The 18,058-nt window shown below is 55.2% G+C and carries 19 protein-coding genes; 8 read left to right on the top strand and 11 right to left on the bottom strand.

The window, feature by feature from the left end:
* From BLR72_RS22630 to BLR72_RS22085, 5 genes are all read left to right on the top strand, one after another.
* On the top strand, positions 1-198 hold a 198-nt coding region (locus BLR72_RS22630), incomplete at its 5' end, for a hypothetical protein (RefSeq protein WP_210183749.1).
* 58 nt (positions 199-256) lie between these two features.
* Complete coding sequence (locus BLR72_RS22100) at positions 257-973, top strand: YfbU family protein (RefSeq protein ID WP_091952102.1); 717 nt, start codon at positions 257-259, stop codon at positions 971-973.
* 219 nt (positions 974-1,192) lie between these two features.
* On the top strand, positions 1,193-1,714 hold the full coding sequence (locus tag BLR72_RS22095; RefSeq protein WP_091952100.1) for a hypothetical protein: 522 nt from the start codon (positions 1,193-1,195) through the stop codon (positions 1,712-1,714).
* 197 nt (positions 1,715-1,911) lie between these two features.
* Complete coding sequence (locus BLR72_RS22090) at positions 1,912-2,292, top strand: hypothetical protein (protein ID WP_139202567.1); 381 nt, start codon at positions 1,912-1,914, stop codon at positions 2,290-2,292.
* A gap of 89 nt (positions 2,293-2,381) precedes the next feature.
* A complete protein-coding gene (locus BLR72_RS22085; protein WP_175492439.1) occupies positions 2,382-2,690 on the top strand; it encodes a DUF982 domain-containing protein in 309 nt (102 codons plus the stop codon).
* A 253-nt stretch (positions 2,691-2,943) separates the two neighbouring features.
* On the opposite strand, the gene BLR72_RS22080 is transcribed toward BLR72_RS22085, so the two are convergent.
* The 4 genes from BLR72_RS22080 to BLR72_RS22065 form a co-directional block, all read right to left on the bottom strand.
* Positions 2,944-3,300: a hypothetical protein gene (locus BLR72_RS22080; RefSeq protein WP_091952094.1), complete on the bottom strand. Its 357-nt coding sequence runs from the start codon at positions 3,298-3,300 to the stop codon at positions 2,944-2,946.
* On the bottom strand, positions 3,300-3,785 hold the full coding sequence (locus tag BLR72_RS22075; protein WP_139202566.1) for a hypothetical protein: 486 nt from the start codon (positions 3,783-3,785) through the stop codon (positions 3,300-3,302). Before BLR72_RS22075 ends, BLR72_RS22080 begins: the two co-directional genes overlap by 1 nt.
* Positions 3,786-3,958: 173 nt before the next feature.
* On the bottom strand, positions 3,959-4,195 hold the full coding sequence (locus BLR72_RS22070; protein WP_091952090.1) for a hypothetical protein: 237 nt from the start codon (positions 4,193-4,195) through the stop codon (positions 3,959-3,961).
* Between the two features lie 2 nt (positions 4,196-4,197).
* Positions 4,198-4,698 (bottom strand): M15 family metallopeptidase domain-containing protein, encoded by a 501-nt coding sequence (locus BLR72_RS22065; protein ID WP_091952088.1) that lies wholly within the window; start codon positions 4,696-4,698, stop codon positions 4,198-4,200.
* 88 nt (positions 4,699-4,786) lie between these two features.
* Between BLR72_RS22065 and BLR72_RS22060 the strand changes: the two genes are divergently transcribed.
* The 3 genes from BLR72_RS22060 (at position 4,787) to BLR72_RS22050 (ending at position 8,432) form a co-directional block, all read left to right on the top strand.
* The gene (locus tag BLR72_RS22060) at positions 4,787-5,938 is read left to right on the top strand and encodes an acyltransferase family protein (RefSeq protein ID WP_175492438.1); all 1,152 of its coding nucleotides are present in this window, start codon (positions 4,787-4,789) and stop codon (positions 5,936-5,938) included.
* Between the two features lie 125 nt (positions 5,939-6,063).
* A complete protein-coding gene (locus BLR72_RS22055; protein ID WP_091952084.1) occupies positions 6,064-6,882 on the top strand; it encodes a class I SAM-dependent methyltransferase in 819 nt (272 codons plus the stop codon).
* Positions 6,883-6,923: 41 nt separating this feature from the next.
* Complete coding sequence (locus BLR72_RS22050) at positions 6,924-8,432, top strand: hypothetical protein (protein ID WP_091952082.1); 1,509 nt, start codon at positions 6,924-6,926, stop codon at positions 8,430-8,432.
* Positions 8,433-8,493: 61 nt separating this feature from the next.
* Here the strand turns inward: BLR72_RS22050 and BLR72_RS22045 are convergent, their stop codons facing one another.
* The 7 genes from BLR72_RS22045 to BLR72_RS22015 are packed head-to-tail and all read right to left on the bottom strand — an operon-like array spanning position 8,494 to position 18,049.
* Positions 8,494-11,133, bottom strand: coding sequence for a right-handed parallel beta-helix repeat-containing protein (locus BLR72_RS22045; protein WP_091952081.1), 2,640 nt, complete (start codon positions 11,131-11,133; stop codon positions 8,494-8,496).
* The gene (locus BLR72_RS22040; RefSeq protein ID WP_091952079.1) at positions 11,133-11,339 is read right to left on the bottom strand and encodes a hypothetical protein; all 207 of its coding nucleotides are present in this window, start codon (positions 11,337-11,339) and stop codon (positions 11,133-11,135) included. Before BLR72_RS22040 ends, BLR72_RS22045 begins: the two co-directional genes overlap by 1 nt.
* Before the next feature lie 16 nt (positions 11,340-11,355).
* Positions 11,356-14,280 (bottom strand): phage tail protein, encoded by a 2,925-nt coding sequence (locus BLR72_RS22035; RefSeq protein ID WP_091952077.1) that lies wholly within the window; start codon positions 14,278-14,280, stop codon positions 11,356-11,358.
* Positions 14,281-14,286: 6 nt separating this feature from the next.
* On the bottom strand, positions 14,287-14,682 hold the full coding sequence (locus BLR72_RS22030; protein WP_091952075.1) for a DUF6950 family protein: 396 nt from the start codon (positions 14,680-14,682) through the stop codon (positions 14,287-14,289).
* 3 nt (positions 14,683-14,685) lie between these two features.
* Positions 14,686-15,282, bottom strand: a complete 597-nt coding sequence (locus tag BLR72_RS22025; RefSeq protein WP_091952073.1) for a DUF2163 domain-containing protein — start codon at positions 15,280-15,282, stop codon at positions 14,686-14,688.
* Complete coding sequence (locus BLR72_RS22020; RefSeq protein ID WP_091952071.1) at positions 15,279-15,932, bottom strand: hypothetical protein; 654 nt, start codon at positions 15,930-15,932, stop codon at positions 15,279-15,281. Before BLR72_RS22020 ends, BLR72_RS22025 begins: the two co-directional genes overlap by 4 nt.
* On the bottom strand, positions 15,926-18,049 hold the full coding sequence (locus BLR72_RS22015) for a phage tail tape measure protein (RefSeq protein WP_091952069.1): 2,124 nt from the start codon (positions 18,047-18,049) through the stop codon (positions 15,926-15,928). Before BLR72_RS22015 ends, BLR72_RS22020 begins: the two co-directional genes overlap by 7 nt.
* Positions 18,050-18,058 lie beyond the last annotated feature (9 nt).

Below are 18,058 nucleotides of genomic sequence, written 5' to 3'. Positions count from 1 at the left end.
GAATGGTACGGTCGGGTGGCTTCCCCGGCAATCGTTGATTATTGTTTTTGTTTGATTTTTGCCGATATTCTGTTCTACTTGTGGCACAAAATGTGGAACGTAATGTGGCGCAATGTACCGGCATATTTCATACGTAGTCGGCGGCGTGAAAATCGGAAGTTTGTCATCCCTCAGCCGGGTGTCTCTTTCCACACTTGATTGTTACGTACATCTACCGTACAATACGTACAGATTAACGTATGTAAGGAATTTTCAGATGACACCGAAGACGGAACGATTTGAATTGAGACTTGATGCCGACACTATCGAACGAGTGGACCAATGGCGCGGGAGCCAGGGCGATACATTCTCGAGGTCTGAGGCAGTGCGCCGATTGATCGACCGAGGTCTAGATGCTCACACGCCGGAGGGTTTTCGACTTAATAAGAGCGAAAGGCTCATGACGTGGCTGCTGACGGAAATTTTGAAGAACCAAATCAACGCCGGCAAGGATAAGCAGGACAGCAAGTACGAAATGAAAAAGGTCGAACTTATTCAGGAAGTCATCTACGGCGGACATTTTTGGGCTCTGGACTGGGAACTGTCGGGCGTCATGCACAACGAAGTTGACGACCCCAAAGCTCTTCGAACGGTCGTTGATGTACTCGACACATGGACCTTCATCGAGCGCGCTTACGCTGGTTTCAGTAATGACGATAAAAAACGCATAGAGGAGGAAGTCGGCTTTAGAGGTAAGAACCCCCGCTTCAAGGGCTTTGATGGCAATAATGAGACTGACTACATGGGTATCGCCCATTTCTTAGTGGATCAGCTTGGCCGCTTTGAGAACTTCAAGGGACGGGACTTCAACTCACACACGCCCACGGTCGCGCGCTATAGCCAGATGGCCGCGATCTTCTCCACTATGCGAAGTTCACTGTTGGGACGAGAACTGAGCCCAAACGAAATCATTCAACTCCTAAAATTCGACTAGACCAGGATGGAGTATTGGCGGTGCAGTCGAGATGCACCGCATTTACTCCGCACCTATTGATTTCATTTGCGGTTTCTGTTTGGCGCACCAAATTTGTGGCTCATTGTGTGGCGTAATTCGTGGCCCAAAGTGCATCGAAAAAGAAACCTTCGTATCCGGAGACATGCTGCCAAAGTTTAACTTAGACTATGCCAACATTGTTCCTCGAAGGGATGTTTGATGATGCTCACTGCAAATCGAAAGGGCTTCAGAATGATGCCCGCGATCTCAGACAATGAGATATTCGGCATCGGACTGGTTTCTTTCAATTGGGCTGCGCTGGAAAACCTAATTGAGCTTTTGAATGCCACTGCTACTGCCGAACAGCAAGTCAACTATCAGCGCTCTTCGTTTGTCGAGAGAGTACAGCGCCTGAAGAAAGAGGCTAAAGCCCAGCTCAATGAAAAATGGGCTACACGGCTGACTAGCGCATTAGACATGGTCTTGTCTGTAAAAGGCCACCGGGATCAAGTAGTGCACTGGATGTGGAGCGAAGATAAGGATGGCAATCCGGGCGTGTCCAACATGGGCTCGCCGCGTTTCATTGAGCGCCGGATTGACTACGGGAAACTGAAAGAGATCGCCCTGCAAATCGACCGCTCTCACACTCGCATCTGGGATATTTTCTATGAGGCTGGACTAGAGCTTAACCCAAGCTTCACCGTCATTCGGGAAATTTGGCCCTTGATGAGGCGAGGTTGATCGAGGTCCTATCAACGCGGCACCTCTTAAATCCGGCAAACACTTCCGGGCTATCAGGCTGGTAGATTGCGCTTTATTTCAAAAGGTGTTCGACGATTTGAAAGCTCGAACACGTTTCGAAAAACGCGAAAAGTTTAACCCGCGATAGCTTCAAAAATTGGTTGCATCATCCGATAGCGCATCCTTACGATGCGACCATGCACATAACATGGAAAAGAACGCTCATCGGCGGCGATGAACTGCATCACGACTTTTGCGCCTACGTCGAGAACATTACGATCGCGCGCATCTATCGCACAACGGATGCAGACAACCAGGACGTCTGGTCCGTCAACATGCAGATAGGGAACGCCACCACCGACACCTGTTTGACACGCGAGGATGCCATTCTGATGGTTGAGCATCGCCTGGCTCATTTCTTGAAGACTGAGGCCGGCAAGCGCGATCCGCAGGAATGGCCCCACGATCAGCGCACCATGGAACTCCGATCGATGAGGCAGAACAATCCGGAGCAATATGCCGTCGTCGTCGAGGATCTTCGCAGCGGGCGGGTGGAGCGCATCCCGCGTAAAAAATAATGAAAACGATTGATTCGGAATCTTGAAACACCGGCCCTATATTTCCGGCCATGGGTTACGAGGACTATAGAACCTTCAAGATGGTGCGCGTGTTTGGGCGACAGCCCGGGCAATTGATCAGTGTCACCTCGGCTTACGATGCGGCTGTGTTCCTGCTGCAGCAATGGCCCGACGAAACCGGACCTAAGCACCGTCTGGCGCGTGAAATCATGCTCAAGTGCCTTGAGGGCAATTGCTCGCCTTCGGTCGCGCGTGTGGCCTTCGTAGAGGCGGCAAGGGAAGCCAACATTTACATGGAAGCCGAGCCACTGCGGCCGGCCTACACCGGCAAGCCTGATCCGAAGTTCGGCGGGCGCAAAACTACGCTGGCAAGAGACCGAAGGCCGAGGCAGCCCTAGAACGCAATAAAGAGCCCGCCAACCGGAATGACCGGCGGCGGGCGAATGAGTTTTGAATCGTAGATTTTATTGATCGGAGCGCCATGCGCGAATCCCATCAATTTGAGCGCTGCATGTCTTCAACGCGCCCTCGGTTGCGGTGAGGCGATTGACCAGATCGCCGGTCGTATTCACCTCTCGGTAGGGATTGGGGCATGGCGCCATCAACGCGGCAGGCGGGTAGACCTCGACGACCTTGGTCGCCTGAAAGGCTTTAGGGCTTGTTGAGCACCCGGCGCAGAGACTCAGGCACAACCCCATCAAGATACTTGCGCACGGTTTCATCGTTCTTTTCCAGTTTTGTAATGGTTTCGGTTGTTTCCGCCACGCTCTGATTGATGCCGGCGAGTTTCGCTGAGATATCGGCGAGAATTTGATCGTCGCGAGCCTTGCGCTCGACGAGCTTGTCGATCGCCTTGGCCTGCTGCTCGTTCGATTCCTTGGCAATCGAGAGCGCTGCATCTGCGGCGGCTTTGTGGGCCTTCGCATCGATCATCTCGCCCCGATACCAAAGCACGACCGCCAACAGCCCGGCGATCGCTATGTATGGAAGCAGTTTGAGATACGGCATCACGTTCCCCACTGCTGAACAATCATGGTGATGGTGGCGACCGTGAGCCCGATCGAGACACCCAGCCACAGCACCCGACGATCGCGACCGTGGAACAGCCCGAGGCCGAAGTCTGGCGCCGTCACCTGGAGCATTGCGGCAATGATGCTGAGATAGCGCGCCGCTGCCGTGAGATCGGTCATCGGGATTTCAGCGCCGGTCGATCGGAGATAGATCGAGTTCGATGCGCCAACACAGATCGCCACCCAGCAAATTGCAAAGCCAATGGTCATCTGTCGGACGCGGTTGTATTCCCCAACGCCGAGGACCGCGTACCAGATGAGCTTGTGATATGCGACGAGAATGGCGACGATCGAACCGGCAAAGATGCCATTCAAGAAAATGATGAATTGAACCGGTGGAAAGACGCTGCGCAATACGAAGAACACAAGAGTGCAGAACACAATGCCAAGCATTACCCGATTAAGAGCGAGATTTCGGAACATGCCGAGGTTTCCTTCCTGTGATGCGATCATTCTCGTCGAGTAAATCTGAGACGACAGACTCCAGTCGGTTGGCTGCTTTCTCGACGTTCTCGCGCGCTCGGATCACTTGAGCCGCGACCGCTCGCCGAGAACCATCGTGAGGGTTGAATATCCTCCGCAGAAGTCCCATTCGCTTACTCCGGTGCTTTGCCACGTAGAAGCAGATCGGACAGCCTGTTGATCGAGGCTGTAGCCGCTTCCTGTGCTTTAACGGTTTCGCGGCCGGTCTCGACCATCGTGTCAAGGAGTTCTTGATTCCGATTATAGAGCCGGTAAACGGCGAACCCGAGCGCGATGATGATCACGCCAGGCAGACCGAGGCCTATTAGGAGGTTAACGACCGCATCGACTGCCCCAGGTGCCCCATTCATTTTTAGCCCTCAAATAGCTTCGACTTAGCGGCCCAATCCCGCCAAGGGTCGAGTTCGTAGTGGGGTTTATCCCACGCATCGGACGTTGTTTTGTCGCCGTCCCTATTCCAGTCACCACCCCAGCGCAGCGGAATCTTCTTCTCTTTCGCGATCCGCATGATGACCTTCGACAGAGCGATGAAGGCCGCGGTATTGTTCCAGTCGTACGGAGCCGGGAAGAGATCGAAGGCGATGGCCGGAACGTAGTTGTGCGCCGACTGGCCGAAACGGGCTTTGCTCTTGCCGCCGGCGAAGGCCCGCTCCTGCTCTACCCGGCCGCGCGTGGCGTCGAGCACCATGAAGTCGATTTCCTTGATCGCTTCATTGGCAATGTCTTGCAAAAGCGGATGGCACTTAGCCAGAGCCGCTTTGGATTTTGATCCAAAGGAGGGCATTTCAGTTTCCTTGATTTTGAAGGGAATTCGAGAGGCTTTTCCGCGGCATTTATTAATGCCGAAAATCATTTCGCTAGCTATTCGCCGAAAGTTGGGATTAATACTGCAGCGGCACTCACCGGGCCCCTGCCCAACAAATCATTGAAAGAAAATCGCCTTGAAACCCACATCTGGTCAGCGTTTGATTGGACTCGATCACTTGCGGGCGTTTGCAGCGCTACTTGTTTTTTCATGGCACGGGCTTCATCAACGTGGAATTCCAACGACGACAGTGCCGAACAACTGGGTCTCCAGCCTTTTTGAAGAAGGTTGGGTGGGAGTAACTCTTTTCATAACGATCACGGGGTTCGTATTTACCGTCCTCACCCACGAGAAAGACATTCAATACATTGCCTTTCTGAGGAACCGTGTACTCAGGCTGTTTCCACTGATCTTCCTGGTGACACTCTATGCAGTCACCGCAGCTGGCGCTTCTACGACTTCACTGTTCATGCTGTTCGGCTTACTAGGAGGGGGGACCGTATATGGAACCTGGACGCTCATCGTGGAGTTCCAATTCTATATTGCATACCCATTTCTAAAAGATCGCCTGGTGCACGACTCCTATCGTCAAACGATTGTCGGCTGCGGTATGTTCAGCCTTCTTCTTGTGATCCTGAGGCTCGCGTGCTTCTACTCTTTGGGTAACGCGCAACAGATCGGATACTGGACGATATTCGGGCAAGGTGACGCGTTCCTCGCTGGCATCCTTGCTGGCCTCGCTTTTCTTAGGCTTAAGGCGCACCCGCCTAAATATGCCACCAAGATATACTGCGTTGCACTTGGTCTCGGGCTTTTTGTTACGGTGTGCGTCACCCATTGGATGAACGAGCGAGGCGGATACTATAATCAGCCGAGTTATCCTTCGTCCTCGATCCTGTGGGTGTTCTGGCCAACAATGATTGCCGTGTGCTGGGCATCCATCCTCGCGCCCTACTGCCTACTGACATTGCGCGCAAATGGCGCGATCGCAAGGTCGTTGGCTTACATCGGTGCGATATCGTACAGCACATACATGCTGCACTTTATCACGCTCGGACTTTGCGACAGGTTATATGCAGACTGGATCGGAATCCGGCTTTTCAATTCGAGTGTCTGGAACGAAGCGGCGATCCTGTATCTATTCCACTATCCGGTGACGCTTGCTGTCAGCGCCCTATCGTACGAGCTGATAGAAAAAGCGTTCCTAAAGCAGCGCGTGCCATACCTGTCGGCTCGTGGCCATACTACGATAAAAGCGGGCTCGGGAGAATTGGCGATCGCCGCATAGAGAGGCGGCCTAGAGCTCGAAAGCTGACCGCCACAGGTTGTCGTTGTCCCCCGCGACTATTCTTGGCGCTCTGAAACTGGTAAGGACCCTCCCCGAAGGAATCGTTTCTCGCTTAGGGGCACAAAATGGCTACAACTCACGGTCTGAACTTGGACGTAAATTGCGAACCCGAACAATGGCTTCATTTTAACGAAAGCTTCAGCGAGAACGACCTCGATAGTGGTTTGGTCGCCAAATTCCCGCCAGAACCGCTAATGTATAAGGTTTCGGGCCTTACCGACAAACGTGACTTCGCAAAGCACGGCTGTGACGTTTTTCGAGCTTTAAGCCAAGCGAGCCCGATTGCACTTCATCGGTTCGAAAGCATCATCGACTTCGGTGTTGGAAGTGGCAAACTTGCGCGAATATTCAAAGGTTTCCAAGGAAAATACACTGGTATAGACGTGGACCATGAGCTCTTGGAGTGGGTGCATCAGAACCTTCCTTGGGTAAACTCAGTTCCCAGTGTACCCCGCCGACCACTTGAACTCCCGGATCAAGTCGCTGACTGCGTGATCTCTATTTCCGTGTTCACACACATGAACGAGAAAGATAGCACGTTGTACCTCGACGAGTTGAAGCGGGTCACCCGCGACGGTGCCTATCTATTCCTGACAGTGCATGGCGAACGTGCGCTGTCCCGTGCTTTGTCTGAGCAACGAATTGCGAACATGTTGTCGATACCCGAAAATGAGTTTCGTAACGCGGCTAGAGCGTTCGAAACTACAGGATTTCATTTCAGTCGGCAGGATGGTCATCTGACTACCGATAATTACGATTACGGCATCACCTTTATTTCTGCCAATTATATACATTCGGCTTGGGCGCAGGATTTCATCGTGGAGCGGATTGTCCCAGGCGCAATTCATGATTTTCAAGACATCGTAGTTTTGCGTAAAGCTTAGGGGTGAATTCCTTGGAAGACTCCCGAACTGGATCGCGCGCGATGCGCTCATCGCCGATGCACAACAGCAGTCGCGCCGACCAAACTGACAGTTGGCTGATCCGTTCAGTCGGCTTGGCGTTCCTGATCACGGCGCTGGTCAGAATTTGCCTTTTTTACTATCCTTCGATCGATGATGTTGTCCCGCTATATTATCACCTCGTAACCGGACAAGTCGGAACATTACTCGATGCCAATTTGAAGTGGGGCCGAATTACCACTATTCCGGTGGCATGGATACTCGAATGGCTCGGGTTTGATCATTCTATGCTGTCAAAGCTGCTGTTCTTTCCTAACGAATTACTTCTGGCATTGATTGTCGGCCTCATGATCAGGCGGGCTCGTCCGGACCTCACCGCATCTGTTGCGGTGCCACTAATTCTGTGCGCGACCCTTCATCCCGGTTTCTTCGAACTCAACAGCTATGCCAGCGCGAGAGTTACCATCTTTCTGTCCTTTTGTTCGATCCTGTCACTGGTACACTTTTGGAGCAGTTCTCCCGCGCGCAACGGACTTCTGTGCCTAGTTACCAGTTTTATTGTGATGACATCGTATCAAGGCGCTCTCGGGTTCTTTATGGTCGTTGTTGCCACCCTGGTTGCATTTGAGGTAGCTCGGCCGGATATCCCGCTGAAGCGCATAGCGGCCACAATTGGAGCCTGTGCTACCGGGTTTCTGTTCTCGATGATGCTCAACTTCGGCGTTCTCGAAATGCTGCGCAGCTACGGTGTGGACTTTATTTTCAGGCGACTCTCCACCCCCGAGATGGCAGCGAAATTCAAAATCCACCTGTCTCGCTTAGGGCTGGAGATTGTTGGACCCCTAACGACGCCATTGACTCAAAACGCTCGCCTGTTTGTGACTGGTTCCCTGATTTTTTTGGCGATAATCTGTCTGGTATCGAACCGGCCGGCCGTTCGCGAACGGGGCCCTCGGTTTTGGATGGCAGTGGTGCTTATAATCGGCGTCATTGGGTTCGCGGGCCTGCAGCTAACATCTCTCCCCTTCGATTACACTTGGTTCCCCCCAAGGACCTACTTTTGGTATTTCGCCGGATTGGTGTTTGTTGTGGCATGTGCCGTCTCTGTAGCCAGCAATAGATTGTTGAGCTCCATTTGGTTCCCGGTCTTATGCTGGCTTCCGGTTACAGTGCTCTTGATCGCAAGCGTCGGCTTGGCAACAAGTTATTCGCAGGGGCGCGCGAGGGACTTCGCCATCGCACATCAAATTGTGACGAAATTCTCTGACCAAGGGTTTAAGTGGGATAGACCGATTGTGATAGGCGCCGGTCAATATCTAGCCAACACTGGCGCTATTGGTGACATGCACTCCCTGCTCACCCCCCATTGGAGCGGAATCTATCTACTTGGCCTTGTGGCGCAGAAGACAGTCATAGCCCCTTCTTCCGCACAGTGGCTTTCCGGGGAGGCCGAATGTAGCCGGCGAAGGCCGGAAATTGCCCAATTTGGCGTTTCTATTGAACCCGAGTACGCGTTGATTTGTTTTGAATAGCGCAGGGTGCTTGCGGGAACCCACCCGCAAGCACGGTTACTTGGCCTAAAGCATCGCCCGCTTAGCCGCTCGTCGTGTACCATCCGTTGATTTCGATCGTCCGACCGCTGGCCACGGGATCACCTTGTGCGGCGTCTGCTGGGCTGAGATACAGGGTGTTGTTATCTGCGAATTCTGCTGTTCCCACTGCCCCGGTTACCGCCGTCTCTCGCCACTGGAATGCGTGGCCACCGCCGTCATTTACGACAGGTACGTCTACCTTCAAGCCGACGCCCGCACCTTTGGTTGTGATCGTCACGATGATCCGGACAAACATCATGCCGCTAGAGCGCCAGTATGAGGCTTGAGAAGTCGCGGAGGTGAAGGCACTCTCGTCGGAAGCGCGAGCGCTGGGATTATAAGATATCTTTACGGTCGGCGTGTTGTCTTCAGCGAAGATGGCGCTGCATGTCGCGGCGTCTACGAAAATGCTGCGACGCGCATCAATCTGCTTATTGCCGCCTACATAGACCCCGTTGGCACCAGCATTCGCAATTTCGATTATGCGATTGTTGGGGTTGCTGTAGCCGCAGAGTTCGAACGTATTCCCCGACACGACCACCTTTCCCAGCCCACCAGCAGGTCGGGCCTTGAACGAAAGTTCGGCGACATTGCGGAAATCGTTCCGCAGTACGCGTATTCCGTTGTTAGAGGTTCCGCTTAAGTCGTTGACCAAAACTCCGTACTTCGCGCTGTCGTGCAGAGCATTCCCTTCGATGGTTATGTCAGCAGAGTCGTCGATGAAGAAGATCGCAGCGTTGGGATGTGTCGCATCGATTACGCCTGGACCCTGTATGTCATTGCTCTTGACTACCGCGCGTTGGGTTCCTGCAAGTGCGATCGCGCAGGATCCAAGGTCGGTCTCGGGGGCGCTCCCTACGTTGCGTATAATGTTCCCGGTAATGAGGATATCCACCGCGCGGTCCGTGGTTCCAACCCATGTGTAGCATGCGATTGCCGGCCCGATGAACCCTTCCAAGTTGTTTCCGCTTACAACAATGCTGTGACACGAAATGAGAACTACACCATGCCCACGTATGGTCTGGCGAATAACGTTACCGGATATTGTCCCGTTGCTGGGGATCACTCCGCCAGTGTCGCGAACCACTGCGATGGCGTCATCTTCTACCGAGTTAATTGTGTTGTCAGAGCAGACAAAATCCCGACATCCGTCGGAAAAGTGTATTCCGTCTGCCTTGCCGCTGTCGATAAAATTCCCGGTTACGATCAAGTCTTGAGAGTTATCCATCCATACGCAAGCTGATGCAATATCTGCAAACCTGTTATTCGTGATGCGCACACCGAACGACCCGCTGACCTGCACCGCGAAGCCAGTGTCATCCCGCTCCAGAGCGCTGTCTGAATAGATGTTTAGTCCATCGACCAGAATGTTGGCGCAGCTGTTGATGCGGAAAAGGTGATAGTGGTTCGCGCTGGCTTGTGGGTAATAGATCACCCCGCCTTTCGAAACAATCTCGATGTTCGACATACCCGAGAGAGCAACGCCGTCCACAATCTTGAAAGTGCCTGTAAGGTCCAGCGCGCCTCGGCCAATGAACTTGAGATAATTCAGCGCCTTCTGAACCGCGGGGGAATCATCGCCCGTTAGGTTCCCAGGCGCATTGAACATCCTCGGATGGGCCGTGTCGGTGGAAAGCTGCCACCATGCCCCGTCCGCAGACTGCAGCTTACCTGCATGGCTGGGCTCTGACCCCACCCTCACATAGAGGCCGCCACCGCCGTCGCCGGCGCTCCCGTAACCAAGCAGTCGAATGGTGTTAATTCCCCCCGAAATGGTTGCGGCTTCGGCTGCCGCTTTCGTGTCGTAGGGGAAGGCATCGCCCTGCTTGTTCTGCGGATCATAGGTAGACTTCAACATGTCGCCAATGCCGGTACCGTCAGTACCCTTTTGGGCGACCAGTTGCCACCATGTATTAGAAGTGGCGGGCAACAAGGGTGGCGCGTTTCCAGTAGTTGCGCTTAACGCAGACCACGAAGACCCATTGTTGAGAACGACATCGCCCTCGACGTACGAAGTCGAACCACTATAGGAGCCTCGCGGGTTATATCCAGACGGCCCGACGGCACCTATTGGCCCTGTGATGTATGAAGGGTCAGACCAGTCGCCCAGAGTGTTACTGGCCTTGCTGTAGAGGGCAGAGCGACCATCTCCAACGTTTGAGACAAGAACCTTGTAGCCTTCAGCTTGTCCGTCGTATGCAGCGCGATCGGCCAGAGTGTCGACCTGAACATCAAATTCCACACCACGCGTCAATTCCGATCTTGGAATCGTCGTCATGGCGCCAGGGCCTGTGAAGACTGGAACCTCGTCCAGCGCGCCCGTGAGGCCTGACAGAGCCAGCACGTTACCATTTCCAAGCTGCTCGATGAGCTCTTGCACCTTGGCCGTCAGGCTGGAGCCGTCGGGCTGATAGCGGATGGCATAGGTTGCCCCGGCGAGCGCGCCGCCCGTCCATGGCTCCGTCAACGTGATCTGGGTGTTGCTATCGACCGACGCAATGATCGCGTCGAGGTTCTTGGTTTTGAACGTCGCGCCTGGCTTGATGCTGGCAGCGGCCCAAATAGTGCCGACGCCAGTGAGCACGGTGCCGTTGGCCGCGATCGTGACTGTACCGGCCGTATAGTCGGGACGAATAGCCATCAGTGCGCCTTTCCTGGCACGAGACCATCAGCATCGGCCGCTTCCGCCGGCCGCAACTGCTGGATCGTCGCCTGCGCCTGTTCAAGAGCAGCCGTCAGCTCGTGCACCTGGTTGGCAAGCACAAGCGTCCGGTTCTTGTAGAACTCGACAAGCGCCAACTGTTCATTGAGCGCAGCCATGGGCGCGATCTGAATACGTTCTGACATGAATTTTCCTTTGAGATTACCGCTTCCACCAAAGCGCGATCAGTGAACCGGTGAGACCGGTCGTGTTCATCGAGCCCGAGAGTTGGAATGTGGCAGTGAATGAGTTGACCCCGGCGGCGTTCTGACCGAAGAAGAATTCGGTCTCATCGATGTTGAGCGAGCTGCCGGAATTGACGCTGAAGCTCTTGGAGTAAACCGTGGCTCCAGTGGTGTTGTTGACGACAGAGAATGTCGCCGACCGTGTCACGCCAGACGATCCGGGATTGCTCACGCTCACGCTGTACTTGAACTGGAGCAGCGACCTGTTGGGGCTTGGCATGTCGGCCGTCAGGCTGAAGGGAGGCGCAGCAGGCCCGGCAGAACCGGTTGATGTGACTGAGTCAATGCCGAGGTTTGAGGTGCCGACGATCAGCGAGCCGATGATAGCCGAGCTGATGTCGACAGCGCCGAGCGTTGCTGAAAGTGCGGATAGCGACGTGGCCCGCACGTCATCAAGGTAGAGCACACCTCCCGTAAAGACGAACGGACGCCGCTTGTTGGCGCCGTTCACCATGTAGATGCGGTCGGCAACCATGCCGATTTCGCTGAGACCGCCCGTCAACGCGCTGAGGAACAAGGCAGCTTGCGAGGTTGCTCCCGGCCCCGTTGCCGCAACGCTTAGGCCGATTGTGGCAAGTGCACCCGCTTGAGTTGCCTCGACCGTCGACCGGAACAGGTTCGATGCCGAGAAATTCCCGACGGTCGCCGTGAGGGCCGTGACACGGTTGGCTGTTGCTACAAGTCCTGTTCCAGGATCGTTGACCGTGACGGAGAGGGCATCGACGGCGCTGGCCGTTGCCGCAAGCCCGGTCACCGGATCGTTGATCACCGCCTCAAGGTCTTCGACGCGGATTATCGCTGCTTCCGTCGCAGTGGCAACGACGAGGATGTCGCGCTTGTACGACGAGGTAACCTCGCCAATCGAGGCTCGCAATTCGAACTTATCGCTCGCAGCTTGAGCGCCGTTGCTCGATGCGAGTTGCCCGACGCGATCGAGCTCGTCTGTATGATAATGAACACTTTCTGCGATCCATTCGAGGTGCTGTTGAAGATTGCGCAGCACGTCATCGATGACGCCGGGTAGATAGACTTTAAACCGGCCCGTAGTTGTGTCCGTAGTTACATATGGCGTGAATGTCTTGAAGCGATCCGGAACGGTCGTTATCGTTGCCCGGCACTCATAGAAAACCCCTGACTGAACGTCCTTTGAAGTAGTGTATTCGCCGCTTTCAGGATCCGAACTTTTGTCCTGAAATTCCCTTGTGGTGCCATGGATGCGATAGAAGAACCTCACTTCCGTAATTGTTGGGTCCTGCGGAGGGTCCCAGATGAAATGCAACGCCGGTTGTTCGAATCCGTCCTCGCCGTTGATCATGCCTACTTCGGCGCGGAAGTTCTGTACCGTCGTCAAGAGTGATGGATTGACTTGCGGCGGCGACGGAATAACGACAGGGCCTGGTTCAATGTCGCCATCGGCATAAATGTCCGAACCTGTTTCAGTCAGGACGAGCGTAAACCGAAACTGCTCGTCACAACGCCACTCGGTGATGAGCCAAGTCATTCCGTCGAACGTTACCCACTCGCCTTCCTGCACCTTGAGACCGACACGACGGCTGACCGGAACGGTGGCCTGACCGCCCTTGCGGTTTTGACGATACCGAATGTTGAGCAGATATTGTGCGATGTCGGGATCAGAAACCTGCAGGAAATCGTTGGCGGTCTGACGCGGCCGCTTATCGGCGGCAATATCGGCATTCACCACGATTGGCTTAAGGCTTTCAGCCGACCACTGACTCTCCGGCGATGTAAATTGCCCGCTCATCATGTTGTACTTGTCGAATGATGACTTGCGCTTGCTGACCTCCTGCTCGCGATCAACGGGGATGTCGTCAGGGGTAATTTCCAGTATCGGTATCTGAGGAGCCCCGGGGATGACGCCTGAAAGGCCACGACGGTTAACGCCGTAGCCGGCCATCGCATCATCAAACTCTTTCAAAATCTCGGTGTGATCATCATCGGACTGCGCATAGATCGCGCTCTGATAGGTTGGTTTGCCCGCCCTGATGGTATCGCTGACGTTCATCGCCGCAAAATACGATGACAAGTCAAGCTGCCCGAGAGACTTGCCCTCGCCGATCAGCGTGCGGCCCGAGATCAAGCCTTTGATGCCAAGCTGATAATTTAGCCGCTGCACAGCAGGGTTACGACTGAACTGCCAGGTGGAAGGATCATTAACACGATGCGTCCCGGAGCCGCCGGCAACCGTGCTATCCTTGCGCGGATCGTAGAGACGTAGACCCCGCAGAACAAAGCTGAACTCAGGTATGCCCTTGCCAAACAGCGCGCTGTCGTATTCGCGATCAACGATCACGTAGCAGAGACCGGCACAAACGCTCGTCGACTTCCAAGTCACGCCCAGCAGCGCACTGTCAAGCACGAGCTTCGAATCGACAGGCTGCCCCGGACGACCGTCGTAGAACCGGATTGATAGCTTTGTGCCATAGCCATCGACCAAAAAGCGCGCGGTTTCGCCGCCAATCGTCGCGGTCGGGACCAGCGCCTTTTTCTCCCCGTAGAAGAAAATCGCTTCGAGGCCATCGCACCAGCCGTTGGATAGCAGAAACACATCAGAATTGTACTTATTGCCCTTGCCATATTTGGCATAGAAGGCCCGATGCCCCTTTGCCATTCCAGTTCCGAACATGGCTCCAACCGGTACGTCAGACCCGTACTGGATTTCCCCTTGGACAGCCGCATACTTCCGTTTCTTCGGGCGATTGAGATAGCTGATGCCAAGCCGGGCGCCAAAGACGAGAGCGCCCGAAATGAGGGTCGCCGCAAAGGTCGAGCCAGCAAAAAGCGCGCCCGCGATCGCAGTGCCGATGGCCGTAAAAATGGGCATGAATGGTTATCCCGCGCGAAACGCTGCGATGCAGTCGGTCAGATTGTGATAGGACTTTCCGGTATTCATCTTGGTGACAAACCGGCTGCCAAGGCAGATGCCCACGTGCTCGTGTTCACCGAGCTGAAGGATCACGACGTCGCCGAGGCGAGCCTCAGCAGGTGCACATCGTTCAACAATGGTGTCGAACAGTGTCACGAGCGAAACGTGCCCCCGCTTGCGCAGCGCCCGTTGCGCCCCAGCCAGTGTCCTATAGGCTTTCGCAAATCCGGTCCGATGATCAGAGCCGGACAACGCGTCGATCATGGCAATGCCGAGAAAGAAGCAATCGGCAACACCATATTGGTAGGGCTTGGCCAGCTCCGCATTCAGCGTAGCTTCCACAATCTGAAATCGCGTCATGGATCAACTCGACTTTTGGCCCCATTCCATGGGCTGGCTGCTGACGACCGAGGCAAACTCAAGGCAGGTATCGGTAGCGAGATTGTCAAACTGCTGTTCCGTTTGCGATCGCTTCACGAGCGTCGAACCGCGCGCGGACCGCCCAGGCGGCTGTAGATCGATGGACAGCGTGAGACTACGTTCGCCGCTGCCATCGATCGCGCCCTTGTTGTAGGTCACCTTGTCGATTTCATAGATGGTCGAGGTCAGTATCCCAAGCACCTGGTCCGTCACCGGATCACCGCAGAGATGGGCGATGATTACAGGAGAATTCGGATAGTCGAATTCCTCAATTCGCGCGATTGCGTCTTCAGGGTCGCTCACGGGTATTTTGGAGAATACGATCGTGCGCGTCGTCACCGCGATGCCAAGGGCACTGTTCATAGTCCCCATCTGCAGGAACCGATTGGGACGGTACTGCAAGCCATTATAGGTGTATGGCCGCCCGCCGCGATGATAACCGACCGATTTTCCGGGAAGATCAAAGCGTACCAGATCGAGGCGTCTAATCTGGCCAGCTTCAATCGCCGCTTCCACTGCAGGATCAAGAACAACACTCATGAGAAAAACACCTCGGTTGCACTCCAGGAGGCCTCGCGATAGACGAGCTCCTTTCGCGCCTCGTAGCTGCCAGGGTCGATCTGCATGAGGCAGGATGGCTTTTCGAAGTGCACGGTGCACGGCAACGTAAACGTCTGAAGATCGAGCGCGTAGCGGATCGGAAGGGAGACTACCCCGCTTTCGTTCGCCGTGGCATTTGCTTGAATCCGATGCAAAGAGCGGACAGTTGGGGATTTTCGCACTTCCACGTAATCCCCGACCGACAGTTTGAAAAGGGCCGGGAGGCCGCTTACGGCTATCAGCAGAGGGTTGCTGATGGACTGCAAAACCGCATCGCCATTAAATACTCCGCCCAGAGCTTTAACGCCCGACAATGGTGACCCGCTATCCTGAAGCACTGGCCGCGGACGGGACGCGTCGTAAGCAGCGAAGACTTCGCCATTATCCCCCGCCGCCATCTCGAATGCTTCGACGAGGCCGAAGGCGGGAAGCTCCAGGGCTGTGGTTTCCCACGTACCAACCCAATACGGCGTGCCGAACTTCTGGCTTTCTGTACGCCGGCCTTCCATACGACCTGTATCGCGCGGCTGAATCGGATGGAATTTGCAGCTGCGGTAGCCGACATTCGGAAGATTAACGACGGTTACCATTCCTGACCGCCGTTCTGCTTGAAGTTTCTCTGAGCCTGATTGTTCTGCTTGACGATCTCGATCGACTGGTTGCCGCTGCGCTCCAAAATCCGAGCCTCAAGGTCCGGCGACAGCACGACCTGGATTGTCCCGCTCGTTGATTGCGGCCCACCATCCCCACCACTTAACGTCACCGGAATCGAACGACCATCGGGCAATGGAACAGCGGCTTCAGCATATTTGCCTTCGCCAAAGATCGCGGGCACGTCGGATATGCCGCCCATAGCAAATCCAGTTAGTCCGCCACCAGGAGCCGGCGGGAAGTAGCCTTTGCCATATCCGGACCCGCCGCCCAATCCCGTAAGCCCATTGAGAAAACTTCCCAACATGCCAGAGCCAAATCCGGCCGGATTCTGCGCGTTCATGAGATTGGTCACCAGGTCCAGCAAGACCGGAAGCGCCGACTTCAGCGCATCTTTCCACGACAAGGTGCCATCAACGAGCCCCTCCAGTATCGACTGACCGCCTCGGCCAAAATCGGTCCAAGCATCGGAGACTGCCCGTGTTTGTTCTTTTAGAGCCGCCATTTTCTCTTTCACGCCAGCAGAAACGTCTCGCAGGCCAGCCCACGCATCCTTGGCGGAGTTCGCGCCTTCCGCCGCCTTCGCGCCACTTCCTCCCATGGCGTTCAGCTGCCCGTTTGCACCGCCAACAGAATTCCCGAAACTGGTCGCCTCCGCTGTCGCACCGCTGAACGCTGTGGCAATTGTGCCTATGTAGTCACGATTCATCGCCTCGCTGATCGCCTTGTTACGATCACCAACCGCGGCGCCAAGAGCCTCGGCATACTCGTTGCGGATGTCCTGCACGTCGATGTGCGAGATTGGCGAAATCTCGATCCCAATCTGGGAGGAGATGCCGGCGATGTGTTGAGTGAAGTCGTTGATGTTATCGATGACGACATTGATCATTCGGCTGACGCCATTGACCACAGTGTTCACCGCCCCAATGACGGCCGCTCCTATGATGTTCGGAAACTGCTGCCATACGAATTTGATATCCTCGAAAGCTGCGACGAACGATCCGATGACCATGTTCGCAGCATTTTTTGCGATCGCCACCACGTCGACGCCGATGGCTTTCTGGATCTCATCGCGGAAATTATAAATCAGCACAACAAGACCGGTGATCGCGATCGCGAGGGCCCCGAGCGGGTTCGACGCGATTGCGACAGTAAGGAGATTGACGGCGCCGACGAGGCCAGTCCCGATCGCGACGGCAAGCGCGCCGACAGCGGCCAGGATCGTTGGTGCGAACATGATGGCAAGCGCCCCGCCCGCGATCGCCGCATTCTCCGCCAGCGCCGGCAGATAATCGAGGAGCTGCAGCGCCCCCTTGGCAAATCCGACGATTGCGTCGGAGGCAACGGCAAGAGCCGGGGCAAGAGCAGCCGTCAGGCCGAGTGTAAGCCCGTCGACTGCATAACCAATCCGAGAAATATTATCGTTGAACTGTTCCGCCGCTGCGCCCGTCTTGGCGCTGATCTCGAGCCCCAATGCCTTGGCCTCATCCGTCATTTCCTTGATCGCGGCAGAACCGCCATTCAGGAGCGGTATGAGGTCAGCACCGGTCTTCCCGAAAATCGCCATTGCGGCAGCAGTCTTGACCGGCCCGTCGGCCAGATTGGAGAATTTGTCAGAGACCTCCCCAATAACCTGGGAGGTTGACTTCAACGAACCATCGGCATTCTTCACCGAAATGCCGAGCGCATCGAAACCCTTTGCGGCTTTACCGCCTTCCGATGCCTTGACGATGTTCTGCGCAAGCTTTCCGGTCGCGGTCGACAAGCTTTCGATCGAAACACCGGAGAGATCGGCCGCATATTTAAGTTTCGACAATTCCTCGATCGGAACGCCAATCTTCTGCGAAATCTTGGAAAGCTCGTCGGCCTCATCGAGGCTGCGCTTTACGCCAGCCGCCAACGCAGTGGCGATCGCAGCGCCCGCAGCTGCGGCGGCAACCGCAGCCGCCTTCGCCCATTTCGCCAGGCTGGCCTGAGACTCGGCCAAGCCGTTCTGAAACTCAGCGGTGTCGATACCCAGATTGACGCGCAACGCGCCGATTACAGCATTGGCCATGGAAATATC

The organism is Phyllobacterium sp. YR620 (assembly GCF_900104165.1).
Taxonomy (GTDB): domain Bacteria; phylum Pseudomonadota; class Alphaproteobacteria; order Rhizobiales; family Rhizobiaceae; genus Phyllobacterium; species Phyllobacterium pellucidum.
The sequence above is the reverse complement of the archived record's forward strand: the minus strand, read 5'-3'. Positions and strand labels throughout refer to the sequence as shown.